The sequence below is a fragment of the Pseudomonas sp. JDS08PS003 genome, assembly GCF_045013505.1.
Lineage (GTDB): Bacteria > Pseudomonadota > Gammaproteobacteria > Pseudomonadales > Pseudomonadaceae > Aquipseudomonas > Aquipseudomonas protegens_B.
Window position 1 is genome coordinate 5,992,143 of record NZ_CP120724.1, and the last position, 16,347, is coordinate 6,008,489.

17 protein-coding genes and 1 other RNA gene are annotated in these 16,347 nt (G+C 57.7%); 6 read left to right on the forward strand and 12 right to left on the reverse strand.

Going from position 1 to position 16,347, the window contains the following annotated elements; translation table 11 throughout:
* Positions 1 to 214: 214 nt before the first annotated feature.
* Together rnpB and rsmI are read right to left on the reverse strand one after the other, a co-directional pair.
* Positions 215 to 568: RNase P RNA component class A (gene rnpB, locus P7C00_RS26610), an RNA gene on the reverse strand.
* A gap of 72 nt (positions 569 to 640) precedes the next feature.
* The gene (gene rsmI / locus P7C00_RS26615; protein WP_346633991.1) at positions 641 to 1,495 is read right to left on the reverse strand and encodes a 16S rRNA (cytidine(1402)-2'-O)-methyltransferase; all 855 of its coding nucleotides are present in this window, start codon (positions 1,493 to 1,495) and stop codon (positions 641 to 643) included.
* A 237-nt stretch (positions 1,496 to 1,732) separates the two neighbouring features.
* Between rsmI and P7C00_RS26620 the strand changes: the two genes are divergently transcribed.
* The 4 genes from P7C00_RS26620 (at position 1,733) to P7C00_RS26635 (ending at position 5,188) form a co-directional block, all read left to right on the forward strand.
* Entirely contained in the window at positions 1,733 to 3,544 is a 1,812-nt protein-coding gene (locus tag P7C00_RS26620; protein WP_404937624.1) for a penicillin-binding protein activator, read from the forward strand.
* Positions 3,544 to 3,915 (forward strand): YraN family protein, encoded by a 372-nt coding sequence (locus tag P7C00_RS26625; RefSeq protein WP_346633859.1) that lies wholly within the window; start codon positions 3,544 to 3,546, stop codon positions 3,913 to 3,915. The genes P7C00_RS26620 and P7C00_RS26625 overlap by 1 nt, the downstream gene beginning before the upstream one ends.
* 104 nt (positions 3,916 to 4,019) lie before the next feature.
* A complete protein-coding gene (locus P7C00_RS26630) occupies positions 4,020 to 4,613 on the forward strand; it encodes a phosphoheptose isomerase (protein WP_015636934.1) in 594 nt (197 codons plus the stop codon).
* Complete coding sequence (locus P7C00_RS26635) at positions 4,610 to 5,188, forward strand: BON domain-containing protein (RefSeq protein ID WP_346633858.1); 579 nt, start codon at positions 4,610 to 4,612, stop codon at positions 5,186 to 5,188. The genes P7C00_RS26630 and P7C00_RS26635 overlap by 4 nt, the downstream gene beginning before the upstream one ends.
* Before the next feature lie 53 nt (positions 5,189 to 5,241).
* Here P7C00_RS26635 and P7C00_RS26640 read toward each other — a convergent pair whose 3' ends face one another.
* The 7 genes from P7C00_RS26640 to rplM form a co-directional block, all read right to left on the reverse strand.
* The gene (locus tag P7C00_RS26640; protein WP_346633857.1) at positions 5,242 to 5,655 is read right to left on the reverse strand and encodes a ClpXP protease specificity-enhancing factor; all 414 of its coding nucleotides are present in this window, start codon (positions 5,653 to 5,655) and stop codon (positions 5,242 to 5,244) included.
* A 16-nt stretch (positions 5,656 to 5,671) separates the two neighbouring features.
* Positions 5,672 to 6,289 (reverse strand): glutathione S-transferase N-terminal domain-containing protein, encoded by a 618-nt coding sequence (locus P7C00_RS26645; RefSeq protein ID WP_102860311.1) that lies wholly within the window; start codon positions 6,287 to 6,289, stop codon positions 5,672 to 5,674.
* A gap of 152 nt (positions 6,290 to 6,441) precedes the next feature.
* Positions 6,442 to 7,224: a cytochrome c1 gene (locus tag P7C00_RS26650; RefSeq protein ID WP_346633856.1), complete on the reverse strand. Its 783-nt coding sequence runs from the start codon at positions 7,222 to 7,224 to the stop codon at positions 6,442 to 6,444.
* Entirely contained in the window at positions 7,224 to 8,435 is a 1,212-nt protein-coding gene (locus P7C00_RS26655) for a cytochrome bc complex cytochrome b subunit (RefSeq protein WP_404937625.1), read from the reverse strand. Before P7C00_RS26655 ends, P7C00_RS26650 begins: the two co-directional genes overlap by 1 nt.
* The gene (petA, locus tag P7C00_RS26660; RefSeq protein ID WP_011063329.1) at positions 8,435 to 9,028 is read right to left on the reverse strand and encodes a ubiquinol-cytochrome c reductase iron-sulfur subunit; all 594 of its coding nucleotides are present in this window, start codon (positions 9,026 to 9,028) and stop codon (positions 8,435 to 8,437) included. Before petA ends, P7C00_RS26655 begins: the two co-directional genes overlap by 1 nt.
* Positions 9,029 to 9,281: 253 nt before the next feature.
* A complete protein-coding gene (gene rpsI, locus P7C00_RS26665) occupies positions 9,282 to 9,674 on the reverse strand; it encodes a 30S ribosomal protein S9 (RefSeq protein ID WP_003205364.1) in 393 nt (130 codons plus the stop codon).
* Positions 9,675 to 9,688: 14 nt separating this feature from the next.
* Positions 9,689 to 10,117, reverse strand: coding sequence for a 50S ribosomal protein L13 (rplM, locus tag P7C00_RS26670; RefSeq protein WP_007928449.1), 429 nt, complete (start codon positions 10,115 to 10,117; stop codon positions 9,689 to 9,691).
* 247 nt (positions 10,118 to 10,364) lie between these two features.
* Between rplM and P7C00_RS26675 the strand changes: the two genes are divergently transcribed.
* Complete coding sequence (locus P7C00_RS26675; RefSeq protein WP_346633854.1) at positions 10,365 to 11,405, forward strand: NADP(H)-dependent aldo-keto reductase; 1,041 nt, start codon at positions 10,365 to 10,367, stop codon at positions 11,403 to 11,405.
* 79 nt (positions 11,406 to 11,484) lie between these two features.
* On the opposite strand, the gene P7C00_RS26680 is transcribed toward P7C00_RS26675, so the two are convergent.
* Positions 11,485 to 12,621 carry an acyl-CoA dehydrogenase family protein gene (locus tag P7C00_RS26680; RefSeq protein WP_402884852.1) on the reverse strand — a complete coding sequence of 379 codons (1,137 nt, stop codon included), beginning with the start codon at positions 12,619 to 12,621 and terminating at the stop codon, positions 11,485 to 11,487.
* Between the two features lie 243 nt (positions 12,622 to 12,864).
* On the opposite strand from P7C00_RS26680, the gene P7C00_RS26685 reads away from it, so the two are divergent.
* Entirely contained in the window at positions 12,865 to 13,764 is a 900-nt protein-coding gene (locus P7C00_RS26685) for a GlxA family transcriptional regulator (RefSeq protein ID WP_346633990.1), read from the forward strand.
* A 42-nt stretch (positions 13,765 to 13,806) separates the two neighbouring features.
* On the opposite strand, the gene zapE is transcribed toward P7C00_RS26685, so the two are convergent.
* Both zapE and P7C00_RS26695 read right to left on the reverse strand, forming a co-directional pair.
* Positions 13,807 to 14,901 carry a cell division protein ZapE gene (zapE, locus tag P7C00_RS26690; RefSeq protein WP_346633852.1) on the reverse strand — a complete coding sequence of 365 codons (1,095 nt, stop codon included), beginning with the start codon at positions 14,899 to 14,901 and terminating at the stop codon, positions 13,807 to 13,809.
* A gap of 88 nt (positions 14,902 to 14,989) precedes the next feature.
* A complete protein-coding gene (locus tag P7C00_RS26695) occupies positions 14,990 to 16,345 on the reverse strand; it encodes a tryptophan--tRNA ligase (protein WP_404937626.1) in 1,356 nt (451 codons plus the stop codon).
* Positions 16,346 to 16,347: the final 2 nt, after the last annotated feature.

The window sequence follows — 16,347 nt, forward strand, 5'->3', positions numbered from 1 at the left end:
CCACCGTCAAGGCGCGCAGCGACGGAAAAGCCTTATAGAACGGAGATTTAGGAGACTAAAAGGAGAGGTAACGAGAATTCGGAGGGCATTCCAGAGCATCAACTTCAGACAGCCCAATAAGCTGCAGCACGAAGTTAAAGTAATTTATTAAGAGTAAGATTTTTTCGGTATTACAAAAACGCTTCTGCTATTGATTCAAGCAGGGAGGGAAAAGGTGGAGAGTCGATCTGTAAGCCGGGTTCTGTCGAGGACAGTCATTCCTCTACGATGGCCATCACTGGACATCTTTAGCAACCTACCCGGTTCCAGCGCGGGCCACGCCTTGGAACCCTATTTGGTCTTGCTCCGAGTGGGGTTTACCTAGCCACGAACTGTTACCAGACGTGCGGTGCGCTCTTACCGCACCTTTTCACCCTTACCGGCACCGAAGTGCTTAGGCGGTTATTTTCTGTGGCACTTTCCGTAGGCTCACGCCTCCCAGGCATTACCTGGCACTCCGCCCTATGGAGCCCGGACTTTCCTCCCCCCTCTAATTTTCATAGAGGGCAGCGACTGTCCAATCGACTCTCCGCCGCGAAGGTTAACGGCAGAGAGGCCCAAGAACAAGCGCTAAAAGCCTTTGGCCACCCTGCTACGCAATTTATTGCTCTTTCTGTTTATTCAGGGCCACCTGATACAGCACATTCTTGCGCTCACCCGTGATCTCAGCCGCCAGCGCCGCCGCCCTTTTGAGAGGCATCTCCTCAAGCAACAGGTCAAGAATGCGCATCGACTCACTACTGATCGCCTCATCGCTTTCCGGCGCCGTCCATCCCGCCACCAGCACTACGCACTCACCGCGCTGCTGGTTGCTGTCGGCCTCCACGAACTGACGCAACTCGGAAAGTGGTAGCCCCTTGAGGGTCTCGAAGGTCTTGGTCAGTTCTCGAGCCAACAGTGCCGGTCGCTCGCCACCAAATACCGTCTCCATATCCTGCAGACACTCAAGAATACGATGCGGCGCCTCGTAAAAAATCAACGTGCGAGGCTCTTCCTTGACCAACTCCAAACGCCCCCGCCGCCCAACGGCCTTGGCCGGCAGAAAACCCTCGAAGATAAACCGATCCGATGGCAGGCCTGCCGCCGACAGTGCCGCGATCAATGCGCAGGCCCCTGGCACAGGAACCACATTGATGCCTGCTGCACGGGCCTGCCGCACCAAGTGATAACCCGGATCGGAAATCAACGGCGTTCCGGCATCGGAAATCAATGCGACATCATCACCCGCCAATAAACGGGTAATGAAACGACTGCCCTCATCACGCTCGTTATGCTCATGGCAGGCTGCCAAGGGCGTGGAAATGCCAAAGTGCTGCATCAGACGCTGTGAGTGCCGAGTATCCTCGGCAGCGATCAGGGACACTTCGCGCAACAACTTCAGGGCCCGGGCACTGATGTCGTCCAGGTTGCCGATGGGCGTCGCCACCACATAAAGCGAGCCAGCAGCGGAATTCAAAGGACCTGGAGCAGTCAAAGCGCACACCTCTTGATCGGCAAAAGCGCCATTGTAGCGCGTTGAAGTCCTCTCAATATGCCTGGCGATCGTTCAACACTGCAGCCCTTTGTGGCCTTTTATGCGCTACAGCAACATTTGCACCCGTTAAATAGACGGTTTATCGCCAGTAACATCGCGCCCCGGCCAGCGCTTGGGTACAATTCCACGCTCATTTGATCGAGTATCAGGAACACTTACATGATCGCTTGCCTGCGGCTGCTTCTTGCCCTCTGCCTGGCTACCCTTTTGGTGGCTTGCGCCAGCTCGCCCTCTTCCAGCCTTGGCGAACTTCCACGGACACCGGATGCCAGCATCGAGCAATTGCTCGAACAGGCCGCCACCAGCAAAAGCCCGGACAAGGCAGCCCTGCTGCGCTTGAGCGCAGCAGACCTGGCATACCGCCAGGGCAACGCCGGACGCGCCGGACAAATCCTCCAGCAAGTGCCGCTGGATCAGCTCAAACCTGCCCAGCAGATCTTCGCCAGCACTCTGTCAGCAGAGCTGGCCATGATCCGCAATCAGCCGAAAGCCGCACTGACTGCGCTGAGCCACCCAAGCCTGCAGCACCTCAGCGAACTGCCTGCAACTCAGCAGATCCGTACCGGCAACGTTTATGCGCGCGCTCTGGAAGCGGACGGCCAGACGCTGGCTGCCGCCAAGCAGCGGATTCTTATCGCGCCCCTGCTGAAAGATGAAGCGGCGGCAAAGAACCATGAGGCCATCTGGGTACTGATTGCCGCGCTGCCCACCGACCAACTGCAATCTGCAGGCAACGATGACCTGGCCGGCTGGTTGAGCCTGGCCTTGGCAGTCAAGACCGCCGGTACTCTGGAGCAACAACAGTCGGCCATTGATAACTGGCGCGCGCAGAATCCAAAGCATCCTGCCGCCATTCAACTGCCTCAACCGCTGACCCAGCTTAAAGAGCTGGCTAGCCAGCCTGTTTCGAAAATTGCCCTGCTACTGCCACAAGATGGGCCCTTGGCTTCGGTTTCCAAGGCCCTGCGTGAAGGCTTCATGGCCGCTCACTACCAGGCTCAGCAAGCCGGGCAAAAGCCACCCAGCATTGAGTTTTACGACAGCTCGCGCCTGAGTTCCCTGGACGACTTCTACCGCAAAGCCCAGGCTGCCGGTGTGCAACTGGTAGTCGGCCCCCTGGAAAAACCACTGGTCAAGCAACTGGCTACACGCTCGCAGCTGCCGATTACCACCCTCGCACTGAACTACAGCGAAGGCGAACAAGGCCCGGCGCAACTTTTCCAATTCGGCCTGGCGGCCGAAGACGAAGCCCGTGAAGTCTCTCGTCGCGCCCGCGCCGATGGCCTGCATCGCGCTGCGGCGCTGGTCCCCAAGGGTGAGTGGGGCGACCGCGTGCTCAAGGCCTTCCGCCAGGACTGGGAAGCCAACGGTGGTAGCGTGATCGGCATCGAGCGAGTCGATCAGCCTGTCGCTCTGGCCCAACAAATTGCCGACTTGTTCCGACTGCGCCAAAGCGAGGGTCGCGCCAAGAGCCTGCAGAGCACCGTAGGCACTCAAGTCGCCGCACAACCGTCGCGCCGCCAGGATATCGAGTTCATTTTCCTCGCTTCCACTCCGCAGCAGGCACAGCAGATCAAGCCGACCCTGAACTTCCAGTACGCTGGCGATGTTCCAGTGTATGCAACCTCCAACGTGTTCAGCGCCAGCGGCGATCAGAATCAATACAACGATATGAACGGTGTAATGTTCTGCGAAACACCTTGGCTGCTGGATGCCAATGGCCTTCTGCGCCGCCAGGTCACTGCACAATGGCCACAAGCTGGAGGCAGCCTCGGTCGCCTGTACGCAATGGGTGTCGACGCCTATCGCCTGGCACCACGCCTGGGTCAACTCAAGGCCCTGCCTGACAGCCGGATCGAGGGCGAGTCCGGTAGCCTGGGCATGGCCGCCGGTCAGCGCATTGAGCGTCAACTGCCCTGGGCCAAGTTCGTCAATGGCCAGGTCACCCGCCTGCCCGACACACCGCGCTAATGCTCCAAGGATCACGCCAGCAAAGCGGAAGAGATGCCGAAAGCCAAGCGCTCCGGCATCTCCAACAGCAAGGGCTGCGCCTGCTGGCGCAGAACTGGCTGTGCAAACGCGGCGAGCTTGATCTGGTCATGCTTGACGGCGATACAGTAGTATTCGTCGAAGTCCGCTACAGACAACACACGCAATGGGGTGGAGCTCTGGGCAGTATCGATGGGCGCAAGCGTCAAAAACTGATTCTCGCCGCGCAGATTTTCCTGCAACGCGAGTCACGCTGGTCCAACCACCCCTGCCGTTTCGACGTGGTCGCCATTGAAGGCGCCCCGGGTGCAGAAGCCCGTTTGAACTGGCTACGCAATGCCTTTGATAGCTGAAAGACGCCCTCAGGCCGCACCCATTTTCACTCAACTTTTTTGCTCTTTGCTTTGCGGGCTGCACATTCACGTGCCACCAAGCCGCGCCACTTAAGGTCACACAGATGGACATGCAATCCCGAATTCGCCAGCTTTTTCAGGCCAGCATCGACACCAAGCAACAGGCGATGGACGTACTTGCACCGCACATCGAGCAGGCCAGCCAGGTCATGGTCAATGCCTTGCTCAATGAGGGCAAAATGCTCTCCTGTGGCAACGGTGGCTCCGCCGGCGACGCCCAACACTTCTCCTCCGAGTTGCTCAACCGCTTCGAACGTGAACGCCCCAGCCTGCCCGCCATCGCTCTGACTACCGACAGCTCGACCATCACTTCGATTGCCAACGACTACAGCTACAACGAAGTCTTCTCCAAACAGATCCGTGCTCTCGGCCAACCCGGCGATGTGTTGCTGGCAATTTCCACCAGCGGTAACTCGGCGAACATTATTCAAGCCATTCAAGCCGCACATGATCGTGAAATGATTGTCGTAGCATTGACCGGTCGCGATGGCGGAGGCATGGCCTCGCTGCTACTGCCTGAAGACGTGGAAATTCGCGTACCGGCCACCGTCACTGCACGTATTCAAGAAGTCCACCTGCTGGCGATCCATTGCCTTTGCGACTTGATCGACAGCCAATTGTTCGGGAGTGAAGAATGACCCCTAATCGCCTTGGCCTTCTGGCCTTGACCTTGTGCCTCGGCATCACTGGTTGCAGCTCGGTGATTACCGCCACCCGCGACAAACCAATCGATGACGATCGCGGCACCCGCACCTTCGGCAGCAAGATCGACGATTCACTGATCGAAACCAAAGTCGCCGTGAACGTTGCCAAGGCCAACCCGGACCTGGAAAACAACTCGCACATCGTCGTCACCAGCTTCAACGGTATCGTCCTGCTGGCCGGCCAGACACCGCGCCCCGACCTCAAGGCCATGGCCGAACAGGCCGCCAGCGAGGTGCAGCGAGTCAAGAAGGTACATAACGAACTGCAAGTGCTGCCGCCCTCCGGATTCCTGGCACGGCAGAACGATGGCTGGCTGACCACCAAGATCAAGACCCAGATGCTTACCGACGCCAGCATTCCCGCTTCACGGATCAAGGTCGTGACCGAAAACGGCATCGTCTATTTGCTGGGCCTGCTGACCCAACAGGAAGCCGCCCAAGCCACCAGCCTGGTACAAGGCGTCTCCGGCGTACAAAAAATCGTCAAGCTGTTTGAATATATCGACTGACACAGCACAGCAGCAGATACAAAAAAGGCGATCCATCCGGATCGCCTTTTTTATTACTTGACCACTTTCAGGCTCGGCCGGCCGCTAGGCCGTGGCGGCTCGCTGTCCGGTGGAGGCAGGTCGTCTTCCGGCTCGATATCGTCCTCCTCATCCAGAGGCGATTCCAGATCAAAGACCATGCCCTGCCCATTCTCCCGCGCATAAATCCCAAGGATCGCAGCAACCGGCACGTGCAGACTATGAGGTACACCGCCGAAGCGCCCCTCGAAAGTGACTGCATCATTGTCCATATGCAGATGGCGCACGGCGCTGGGAGATATATTCAGGACAATTTGCCCATCACTGGCGAAACCCTGGGGCACCTGCACAGCCGGGTAATCGGAGTTGACCAGCATGTGCGGGGTGCAATCGTTGTCCACAATCCACTCATAGAGCGCGCGGACCAGATAAGGTCGACTGGAGTTCATAGCGGCTCCTTAAGCCTCAGCGCATATCACGTTCGACACCAGACAAACTCGCCTGGAAAGCCTCACGCGCAAATTGGCGGTCCATATAATCAAGCAGCGGCTTTGCCTGCCGCGGCAGTTCGATACCCAGAATTGGCAATCTCCAGAGTATGGGCAGTAGGCAGCAGTCCACCAGGCTTTGTTCCTCACTGAGGAAAAATGGCTTATCGGCGAACAACGGAGAAACCCCTGTCAGACTTTCGCGTAATTCCTTACGCGCCTGCACCCGCACCGCCTCTTTGGTCCGCGAATCCAGAATCAGGTCCACCTGCCCACACCAATCACGCTGGATGCGATGTATAAGCAAGCGGCTGTTGGCACGCGCAACAGGGTAAACCGGCAGCAATGGAGGATGAGGGTAACGCTCATCCAGGTATTCCATCACCACTGTCGACTCCCACAACGCCAGGTCCCGATCGACCAGCGTTGGCAAGCTCCCATAAGGGTTCACTTCGATCAGTTTCGGCGGCTGACGCCCCGCCTCCACACTGATGATCTCGGCGCTGACACCCTTCTCCGCAAGCACAATGCGCACCCGGTGGGAATAGTGGTCGGCGGGGTCGGAGTAACAGGCCAACCGATTGGTCACGCCCATGGCGATCCTCCTCGCTTGTTGAAATTATCGGAAGCAGAAAAAACAAGCGCGCCCTCAGGGCGCCTCTGGTAACCCCCGAATGATACAGGGTTGTTACAGCTTCAGAGACGCCCTTGGGCGCGCATGTTCAACAACTGACGCTTAAAACGCTATCAATGCACATCCTTCCAGTATTCGCGCTTGAGCAGATAGGCGAATACGAAGAAGAAGGCCAGATACAAGAGTACGTAAGTACCGATGCGCTGGTGTTGCAGCTTGACCGGGTTGGCCGAGTAGGCCAGGAAGGTCACCAGATTCTTGACCTTCTCATCGAACTGCGCCTCATTGAGGGTGCCGGTGTTTTCCTTGATCGTCAGCTGATCACAAGCCTCATGAGTCAGAGGAGTACCGGTCAGCGGATCGTATTGCTTCTTACCGTCTTCGACGATCTGAACCTGTTTGCAGCCAACCACCTGACGGCCTTGCAGACCGACCAGGACGTTAGGCATGCCCACATTCGGGAAAACCTTGTTGTTCACACCCCAAGGGCGGGCCGGATCCTCATAGAAGGATTTCAGATAGCCATAGAGCCAGTCGGTACCACGAACGCGAGCCACCAGGGTCAGGTCAGGTGGCGCAGCACCGAACCAAGTCTTGGCGTCCGCCGGCTGCATACCGATGTTCATGTGATCACCGATCTTCGCACCGGTGAAAACCAGCTTGCTCAACATCAGGTCATGAGGAATGCCCAGGTCATCCGCAACTCGCTCATAACGCTGGAACTTGGCGCTGTGGCAGCCCATGCAGTAGTTGGCAAAGGTGCGCGCGCCGTCTTGCAAGGCAGCCTTGTCAGACAGATCGATATCGATCTTTTCCAACTCAGGACCACCGTGCTCGGCCGCGAAAGACAATACAGGCATAGCAGCAAGAATCAGTACAGCAAATAGCTTTTTCATCAGCCAGTCACCCTTTCCGGAACCGGTTTGGTCTTCTCGAGCCTGGTGTAGAACGGCATCAGAATGAAGTAGGCGAAGTACAGGAAGGTACATACCTGCGACAACAACGTACGGCCTGGAGTCGGCGCCAGTACACCCAGCACACCCAGGATCACGAACGAGATGCAGAACACCAGCAGCCAGATCTTGCTCAGCCAGCCTTTGTAGCGCATGGACTTGACCGGACTACGGTCAAGCCAAGGCAATACAAACAGGACAGCAATCGCGGCACCCATGGCAATAACACCCATTAGCTTGTCAGGCACCGCACGCAGAATCGCGTAGAACGGAGTGAAGTACCAAACAGGAGCAATATGCTCAGGCGTCTTGAACGGGTTGGCCGGTTCGAAGTTCGGCTTCTCGAGGAAATAACCACCCATCTCCGGGAAGAAAAATACGATCGAGCAGAAGATGAACAGGAACACCACCACGCCGACAATATCTTTCACGGTGTAGTAAGGGTGGAAAGGAATGCCATCCAGCGGGATGCCGTTCTCATCCTTGTTCTTCTTGATGTCGACGCCATCCGGGTTGTTCGAACCCACTTCGTGCAGCGCCAGGATGTGCAGCACCACCAGACCGAGGATAACGATCGGCAGGGCCACCACGTGCAAGGCGAAGAAGCGGTTCAGGGTGATACCGGAAATCAGGTAGTCACCACGGATCCACTGAGTCAGGTCATCACCAATGACCGGGATCGCACCGAACAGCGAGATGATCACCTGGGCTCCCCAGTAGGACATCTGGCCCCAGGGCAGCAGGTAGCCCATGAACGCTTCGGCCATCAGCGCCAGGTAGATCAACATGCCGAATAGCCATACCAGCTCACGAGGTTTCTGGTAGGAACCGTAGAGCAGGCCACGGAACATGTGCAGGTAGACCACAATGAAGAACGCCGAAGCGCCAGTGGAATGGAGCAGACGCAGGATCGCACCGTACTCGACGTCACGCATGATGTACTCAACGGAAGCAAAGGCCTCTTCCGCCGAAGGGGTATAGCTCATGGTCAGCCAGACGCCGGTGACGATCTGGTTGACCAGAACCAACAGTGCCAGGGAGCCAAAGAAATAGAAGAAGTTGAAGTTCTTCGGAGCGTAATACTTGCTGAGATGGTCTTCCCACATTTTGGTCGCGGGGAAGCGCGCATCGACCCAATCCATGAACTTGCTCATCACGCTTTCTCCGTGTCGACGCCAATGACAATGATGTCATCCGACTCATAGGAATGCGGGGGTACTGGCAGGTTCAAAGGCGCAGGTTGCGACTTATAGACGCGACCAGCCAGATCGTAGTGGGAGCCGTGGCAAGGGCAGAAATAGCCACCTACCCAGTCCTTGCCCAGATCCGCGGGCGCCACTTCAGGACGGAAGGTCGGAGAACAGCCCAGGTGGGTGCAAATACCGATCAGCAGCAGAATTTCTGGCTTGATCGAGCGCACTTCCGGGTCGACGTAGGTTGGTTGTACCGAGTTCTTGGAGTCAGGGTCAGACAACTGGCCCTCGATCTTTTTAAGATTCCCCAGGATCTCCTCAGTCCGGCGGACGATGAATACCGGCTGACCACGCCATTCAGCAATCATCTGCTGACCTGGGTCGATCTTGCTGATATTCACTTTCACCGGTGCACCTGCGGCTTTCGCCTTGGCACTGGGAAACCATGACCCCACGAACGGGACCGCAGCCCCCACCGCTCCAGCAGCACCCACCACGGATGTGGCTGCTACTAGGAAGCGACGCCGGCCTGCATTCACGCCGTCATTGCTCATTCAGTCCTCTCCCATCAGCTTTGTGGCCTGTTAAATCAGGCATCTACTAAGTAAAAATCTGAACTTATAAAAATTTTGCCGAATGGTAATGAAAAGCCCCTATTCTGACAAGGTAATTACCAAGCAGACCCAGCCCGAAGCCTTGTAGTATAGGGCCTCCGCGGATGTGGCAAGTTGTCACAGCGCAAATTCTAGACAATAAAAAACGCCCAGCTCCGCGAGGAGACTGGGCGTTTTTGAACGCAGTAGCGAATTAACGCTTGGAGTATTGCGGACGCTTACGCGCTTTACGCAGACCCACTTTCTTACGCTCAACTTCACGTGCGTCACGGGTTACGAAACCAGCTTTACGCAGAGCGCCGCGCAGAGTTTCGTCGTAATCCATCAGAGCGCGAGTGATACCGTGGCGGATTGCGCCAGCTTGACCACTTACACCGCCGCCGATAACGGTAACGTAGATATCGAACTTCTCAACAGTCTCGGTCAGCTCCAGCGGCTGACGAACTACCATGCGGGCAGTTTCGCGACCGAAGAAGTTATCCAGGGAGCGGTTGTTGATCGAGATGTTGCCAGTGCCCGGACGCAGGAAAACGCGTGCGGTTGCAGTCTTGCGACGGCCAGTGCCGTAATTTTGAGTCGCCGACATAATGAACTATTCCGTTAAATCTTCAGTTCTTGGGGCTGCTGAGCAGTATGAGGGTGAGCAGCGCCCGCATAGACTTTCAGCTTACGGTACATGTCGCGACCCAGCGGGTTCTTAGGCAGCATGCCTTTTACCGCGGTCTCGATCACGCGCTCAGGGGCTTTAGCGATCAGTTTTTCGAAGTTGATCGACTTGATGCCGCCCGGGAAACCGGAGTGGGAGTAGTACATTTTGTCAGTGGTTTTAGCGCCAGTAACACGTACCTGCTCGGCATTGATCACGACGATGTAGTCGCCGGTATCAACGTGAGGAGTGTACTCAGGCTTGTGCTTGCCACGCAGACGGCTCGCGATTTCGGTGGCCAGACGACCCAGGGTCTGACCTGCAGCGTCGACGACGAACCAGTCGCGCTTTACTGTTTCCGGTTTAGCAGTAAAAGTTTTCATTCTTTATAGCCTCAGGGGCCGCCCAGCAAAATAGACGGCGGATCTTACTGAATAGTGCGTACTTTGACAAGGTCAAAGGCAGCCGGACACAGACGCTATCGGGGGCTCGGGTCAGCGCGTCTGAAATACGGCAAGATTCTTCGGCAGGCGGCGCATCACTTCCACTGCAGAAAGAGCTGCCGAATTATGCAGATTGCGAAAAAAATTTCAACCTGCTTTTATGATTGTTTTGCCGAGGGAGCACCCGATGGACTATCGCCAGCTAGGCCGAACCGATCTGAATGTGAGTGCGATTTGCCTGGGAACCATGACCTGGGGCGAGCAGAACACCGAGGCTGAGGCCTTCGCTCAGATCGAGCGGGCCAAGAATGCCGGAATCAACTTCATGGACACCGCCGAGATGTATCCGGTGCCCCCCAAGGCCGAAACCTACGCCACCACCGAACGCTATATCGGCAACTGGTTCAAGCAACGCGGCGACCGCGCCGACTGGGTCCTGGCCAGCAAGATCGCAGGCCCGGGCAACACCATCGACTACATCCGCGATAAGCAGCTCAAGCACAACCGCAAACATATTATTGAAGCCGTGGATGCCAGCCTCAAGCGCCTGCGGACTGACTGGATCGACCTCTACCAACTGCACTGGCCCGAGCGCAGCACCAACTTCTTCGGCCAACTGGGCTACAAGCACCAGGCCGACGAAGACTTCACCCCGCTGGAAGAAACCCTCGAAGCCCTGGACGAGCAGGTCAAGGCCGGCAAAATCCGCCATATCGGCCTGTCCAATGAAACACCCTGGGGGACCATGAAGTTCCTCGCCCTGGCCGAAAGCCGCGGCTGGCCAAGGGCCGTTTCGATCCAGAACCCCTACAACTTGCTCAACCGCAGCTTTGAAGTGGGCCTGGCGGAAATAGCCATTCGCGAACAGTGCGGCCTGCTGGCCTACTCGCCCCTGGCGTTCGGCTTTCTGTCCGGGAAGTACGAAGATGGCGCCCGCCCAGCCAAGGCGCGACTGAGCCTCTACAGCCGCTTCAGCCGCTACTTCAACCCACAGTCGGAAGCCGCCTGCAGCCGCTACGTGGCTCTGGCCCGCGAGCACGGCCTGGATCCGGCACAAATGGCCCTGGCCTTTGTCACCCAGCAGCCGTTCGTGACCAGCAACATCATCGGTGCCACGACCCTGGAACAGCTCGACAGCAACATCGCCAGCGCCGAACTGAAGCTGTCGGAAGAAGTGCTGGCCGGAATCGAAGCAATCCATAAGGACCACCCCAACCCCGCACCATAACGCTCCCGCAGGAGCTGGCTTGCCAGCGAATGAACATAACGCGCAATGCGCTTCGTTCGATTCGCCGGCGAACCGGCTTCTACAATGAACGAGCGATGATTTCCTTCATGATCTCGTTGGTCCCCGCGTAGATACGCTGCACCCTGGCATCCGCCCAGGCCCGGGCGACCGGATACTCCCACATGAAACCGTAGCCACCGTGCAACTGCACGCATTCATCGAGCACCTTGCACTGCAGGTCAGTTCCCCAGTACTTGGCCATAGCGGCAGTCGGCACATCGAGCTTGCCTTGCAGATGCAGCTCCAGGCAGCGATCGACAAAGACCCGGCCGATCTGAATTTCCGTGGCCATTTCCGCCAGCTTGAAGCGGCTGTTCTGGAAATCGGCAATTGCCTTGCCAAATGCCCTGCGCTCACGGGTGTACTCCAGAGTCCATTGCAAAGCGGCCTCAGCGCTGGCCAGCCCGCCAATCGCCACAGTCAGGCGCTCCTGAGGCAATTCCTGCATCAGATAGGCAAACCCCATCCCGGCCTGCCCCAAGAGGTTTTCCTTGGGCACCCGCACATCCTGGAAGAACAGCTCCGAAGTGTCCTGGGCCTTCATCCCGACCTTCTCCAGTCGCTTGCCCTTGGAGAACCCCGGAGTGTTGGCCTCCACCAGAAACAGGCTGGTGCCCTTGGCTCCCGCCTTGGGATCAGTCTTGGCCACCACAATCACCAGATCGGCCAGAAAGCCATTGGTGATAAATGTCTTGGAGCCATTGATCACATAGTCGTCACCATCAAGCACCGCGGTGGTCTTTACCCCTTGCAGGTCGGAGCCCGCCCCCGGCTCGGTCATGGCGATAGCGGTGACCATCTCACCCGACACCAGCCTGGGCAGGTACTTCAATTTCAACGCTTCACTGCCGTAATGCAGGATGTAGGGAGCGACAATGTCCGAATGCAAGGAAAAGCCAATGCCGGTCAACCCCAAGCGACCGACCTCCTCGATCACTACAGTGCTGTAGAGAAAGTCAGCACCCAAGCCGCCGTACTGCTCCGGGATGTGCGAACACAGCATCCCCGCCTCCCCCGCCTTGCTCCACAGCTGACGGTCGATATAGCCCTGCTTTTCCCAATCGCCATGGAAGGGCACCGCTTCCTTCTCGAGAAAGCTGCGCACGCTGTCACGGAAGAGTTCGTGCTCGGAACTGAACAAAGTTCTGGGAATCATGCAGCCACCTGTGGTTGTTGTTGATCGGGATTGGCTGCCAGAGCCTAAGCCCAGGCACCTGCACGGGACACTGGACACATCCGACAAAAAATAAGACGATCCAGCCGTCTGGTGACCACTTTCCCCTATAAGAACAATTGAATTATGTCTAACCAAACCTCCACGCCCTTGCGGCGCGTCAGCATCCTGGCTATCGACCGGGTTTTCGCTTCCACCCTCATGCAGGCCAAGGATTTTTTTCATCTGGCCAGCCTGCGTTACGGCAAACAACTGGGCCAAGGCCTGACTCCGGCGTTCGAAACCCGCCTGGTCAGCCCCGACGGCCAGCCGGTCTGCAGCTTCAGCAATGTGATCATGCCAGTGGATGGTGCGCTGGAAGACGCCGAAGTGATCATTCTCCCGGCCTTCTGGGATGACTTCGACACCCTGTGCCAGCGTTACCCACAGATACTGCCCTGGCTGCGTACCCAGCACGCCCGCGGCGCGGTGCTTTGCGGTGAAGCCACCGGGGTTTTCTGGTTGGCTGAAGCCGGATTGCTCGACGGCAAGGAAGCCACCACCTACTGGCGCTTCTTCAGCACCTTCAACGAACGCTTCCCCAAGGTCCAGCTCAATCAGGACAAGCACCTGACGGACGCTGACAACCTCTACTGCGCCGGCGGTACCACCTCGGCCTGCGACCTGTACATTTACCTGATCGAACGGTTCTGCGGAGCCAACGTAGCCCAAGCAGTAGCTCGGGACATCCTCTACGAAGTGCAACGCAGCTACGCCCCCGGGCGCATCGGCTTCGGCGGCCAGAAGCTGCACCAGGATGTGATCATCCTGCAGATCCAGCACTGGCTCGAAGAGCACTTCGCAGACAAGTTCCGCTTCGAAGACGTGGCCCGCGAACATGGCATGAGCATTCGCAACTTCATGCGCCGCTTTCAAACCGCTACCGGTGACAAGCCCCTGCACTACCTGCAGCGTCTACGCATCGAAACCGCCAAGGGTCTGCTTTCAGGGACCCGCAAGAGCATCAAGACCATCAGCTATGAAGTCGGCTACGACGACGCCAGCTTCTTCGCCCGCCTGTTCCGCCAGCACACCGAACTCTCCCCCAATCAATACCGCCAGCAGTTCCAGCAACAGGCGGCATAAAAAAAGGGCCTGCAATGCAGGCCCTTTTTCATTGGCTCGAGATTATGGCTTGTGCGCCCGCGACAGAAACTCGTGGGACTGCATCTCCAGCAACCGGCTGAGGGTGCGCTGGAACTCGAACGTCAGGCGCCCTCCGGTATAGAGGTCCTTGAGTTCGACCTCGGCGGAGATGATCAGCTTGACGTTACGGTCATAGAACTCGTCGACCATGTTGATGAAGCGCCGAGCGATATCGTCCGTGGTGACGCTCATCTGCTCCACGCCGCTGAGCAGTACCGCATGGAAGATCTTGCCCAATTCGATGTAGTCGTTCTGGCTACGAGGGCCATCGCACAGTTCGCGGAAGTCGAACCAGGCCACGTCATCACAGGTGCGCAGCGCACGAATTTCTCGGTTCTCGATGATCAACACATCGTTTTCCACTGACTGAGTGCACTCTGGCGTCAGCGCACGGAAGCTCTTGCGCAGGCTTTCATGGGCAGCTTCGTCCAATGGATAGTGAAACAGCTCCGCCTGCTCCAGATGCCGCAGACGGTAGTCGACGCCACTGTCGACGTTGACGATCTCGGTGTTCTGCTTGATCAGGGCGATGGCCGGCAAGAAGCGCGCACGCTGCAGACCGTCCTTGTACAAACCATCCGGAACGATGTTCGAAGTCGCCACCAGGGTCACACCGTTCTTGAACAACTCTTCCATCAAGGTGCCAAGAATCATCGCGTCGGTAATGTCAGACACGAAGAACTCATCAAAACAGATCACCCGCGCCTCTTGTGAGAAACGCTTGGCAATGATGGTCAGCGGATTCTTCTCGCCACCCAGAGTTTTCATTTCTTCGTGTACGCGCTTCATAAAGCGGTGAAAGTGCGTACGAACTTTTTCCTTGAACGGCAAGGCTTCGAAGAAGGTGTCCACCAGATAAGTCTTTCCGCGCCCTACGCCCCCCCAGAAGTACAGACCCTTGACCGGCGTCTGATCCTTCTTGCCAAAGAGCTTGCCGAGCAGTCCCGGCTTGTTTTGCTCGGCCGCGATCAGATCCTCATACAGGCGCTGCAGATGACGCACAGCGGTTTCCTGTGCCGCGTCATGAAAGAAGTCCGGGCGTTTCAGATCTGCTTGGTATCGTTCTAGGGGCGTCATAATTCGTTAGCAAGGCAACAAAAACGGGCCGTCACTTTAGCGACGGCCCTGGGGAATGGCAATCAGCCCTTGGTCGGGAAGATTCCGATTAGTCCTGCGCCGGGGTCAGCGCAATCCGCAGTGCATCTATGGCTGCGTCACGCGCGGCAGTGTCAGCGAAGGCTGGGCTGTCAGCCACGCAGGCGCCATCCAGCCAAACGCTGAAACTGCCGGCTTCGCTACGCAGATCCAGCTCCTGCCCCGATTGCAGCAGTTTGGTCACCGCACCGGCGGCCTTACCGTCGGCGAAGTTGCGCGACAGCAGCAACTGCTCACCATCGGCGGACAGCAAGCGGAAACGGAAGCTACCATCGTCTTCACGGAAGCTGATGAAGCGCGCGGCCTTGGCGGTCTTTTTCTTGGTCGTGGCGGCAACCTGCACCTGGCTGGCAAAGGAACGCAAGCCCACGGCTTCGCGCAGCTCGGCAAGGAACGGCGTGGCCACGGCACGAGCTTTAGCGGCACCGGCACGCAGAATGTCTTCCAGGTCCCCGGGACGGGCGATCAACTGGTGGTAGCGCTCACGGGCCTCACCCAATTCGCCATCCAGCAACTGGAACAGACGGTTCTTGGCTTCGCCCCAGCCCAGCCCCTGCAACAGCTCAGTACGGAACTCGGCGGCCTGCGACGGGGTAGAAAACGCCTGGAACAGAGTGAACAGATGGGAGTTGTCCGGGTCCTTGGCCTCACCCGGCGCCTTGGAATCGGTGACGATCCGCGAGATCGCGTCCTTCATGTCCTTGGCACTGGTGAACAGCGGAATGGTGTTGTCGTAGCTCTTGGACATCTTGCGACCGTCCAGGCCAGGCAGGGTGGCAACACTTTCCTCGATCAATGCCTCGGGCATGGTGAAGAACTCCTTGCCCTGACCAAACAGATGGTTGAACCGCTGACCGATGTCCCGGGCCATTTCCACGTGCTGGATCTGATCACGACCCACCGGCACTTTGTGTGCGTTGAACATCAGGATGTCCGCAGCCATCAGCACCGGATAGCTATAGAGCCCCATGGTGATGCCAGCATCCGGGTCTTCACCGGTTTCGAGGTTCTTGTCCACCGATGCCTTATAAGCATGGGCGCGATTGAGCAGACCCTTGGCGGCGACACAGGTCAGCAGCCAGGTCAGTTCCGGAATCTCCGGAATGTCCGACTGACGGTAGAAAGTCACACGCTCCACATCCAGACCACCTGCCAGCCAGGTAGCCGCGATTTCCTGGCGCGAACGCTGAATGCGCAACGGGTCATCGCACTTGATCAACGCGTGATAGTCGGCCAGGAAGTAGAAGGAGTCGGCATTGCTGTCGCGGCTGGCGAGGATCGCCGGGCGAATCGCGCCGGCGTAGTTGCCCAGATGCGGGGTGCCGGTGGTGGTGATGCCGGTGAGGATACGCGTACGAGTAGTCATGG

Bases quoted from the DNA above. Each gene is read 5' to 3' on its own strand.
- P7C00_RS26620 (WP_404937624.1), top strand. From the start codon at position 1,733: ATGATCGCTTGCCTGCGGCTGCTTCTTGCCCTCTGCCTGGCTACCCTT.
- P7C00_RS26625 (WP_346633859.1), top strand. From the start codon at position 3,544: ATGCTCCAAGGATCACGCCAGCAAAGCGGAAGAGATGCCGAAAGCCAA.
- P7C00_RS26630 (WP_015636934.1), top strand. From the start codon at position 4,020: ATGGACATGCAATCCCGAATTCGCCAGCTTTTTCAGGCCAGCATCGAC.
- P7C00_RS26635 (WP_346633858.1), top strand. From the start codon at position 4,610: ATGACCCCTAATCGCCTTGGCCTTCTGGCCTTGACCTTGTGCCTCGGC.
- P7C00_RS26640 (WP_346633857.1), bottom strand. From the start codon at position 5,655: ATGAACTCCAGTCGACCTTATCTGGTCCGCGCGCTCTATGAGTGGATT.
- P7C00_RS26645 (WP_102860311.1), bottom strand. From the start codon at position 6,289: ATGGGCGTGACCAATCGGTTGGCCTGTTACTCCGACCCCGCCGACCAC.
- P7C00_RS26650 (WP_346633856.1), bottom strand. From the start codon at position 7,224: ATGAAAAAGCTATTTGCTGTACTGATTCTTGCTGCTATGCCTGTATTG.
- P7C00_RS26655 (WP_404937625.1), bottom strand. From the start codon at position 8,435: ATGAGCAAGTTCATGGATTGGGTCGATGCGCGCTTCCCCGCGACCAAA.
- petA (WP_011063329.1), bottom strand. From the start codon at position 9,028: ATGAGCAATGACGGCGTGAATGCAGGCCGGCGTCGCTTCCTAGTAGCA.
- rpsI (WP_003205364.1), bottom strand. From the start codon at position 9,674: ATGTCGGCGACTCAAAATTACGGCACTGGCCGTCGCAAGACTGCAACC.
- rplM (WP_007928449.1), bottom strand. From the start codon at position 10,117: ATGAAAACTTTTACTGCTAAACCGGAAACAGTAAAGCGCGACTGGTTC.
- P7C00_RS26675 (WP_346633854.1), top strand. From the start codon at position 10,365: ATGGACTATCGCCAGCTAGGCCGAACCGATCTGAATGTGAGTGCGATT.
- P7C00_RS26680 (WP_402884852.1), bottom strand. From the start codon at position 12,621: ATGATTCCCAGAACTTTGTTCAGTTCCGAGCACGAACTCTTCCGTGAC.
- zapE (WP_346633852.1), bottom strand. From the start codon at position 14,901: ATGACGCCCCTAGAACGATACCAAGCAGATCTGAAACGCCCGGACTTC.
- P7C00_RS26695 (WP_404937626.1), bottom strand. From the start codon at position 16,345: ATGACTACTCGTACGCGTATCCTCACCGGCATCACCACCACCGGCACC.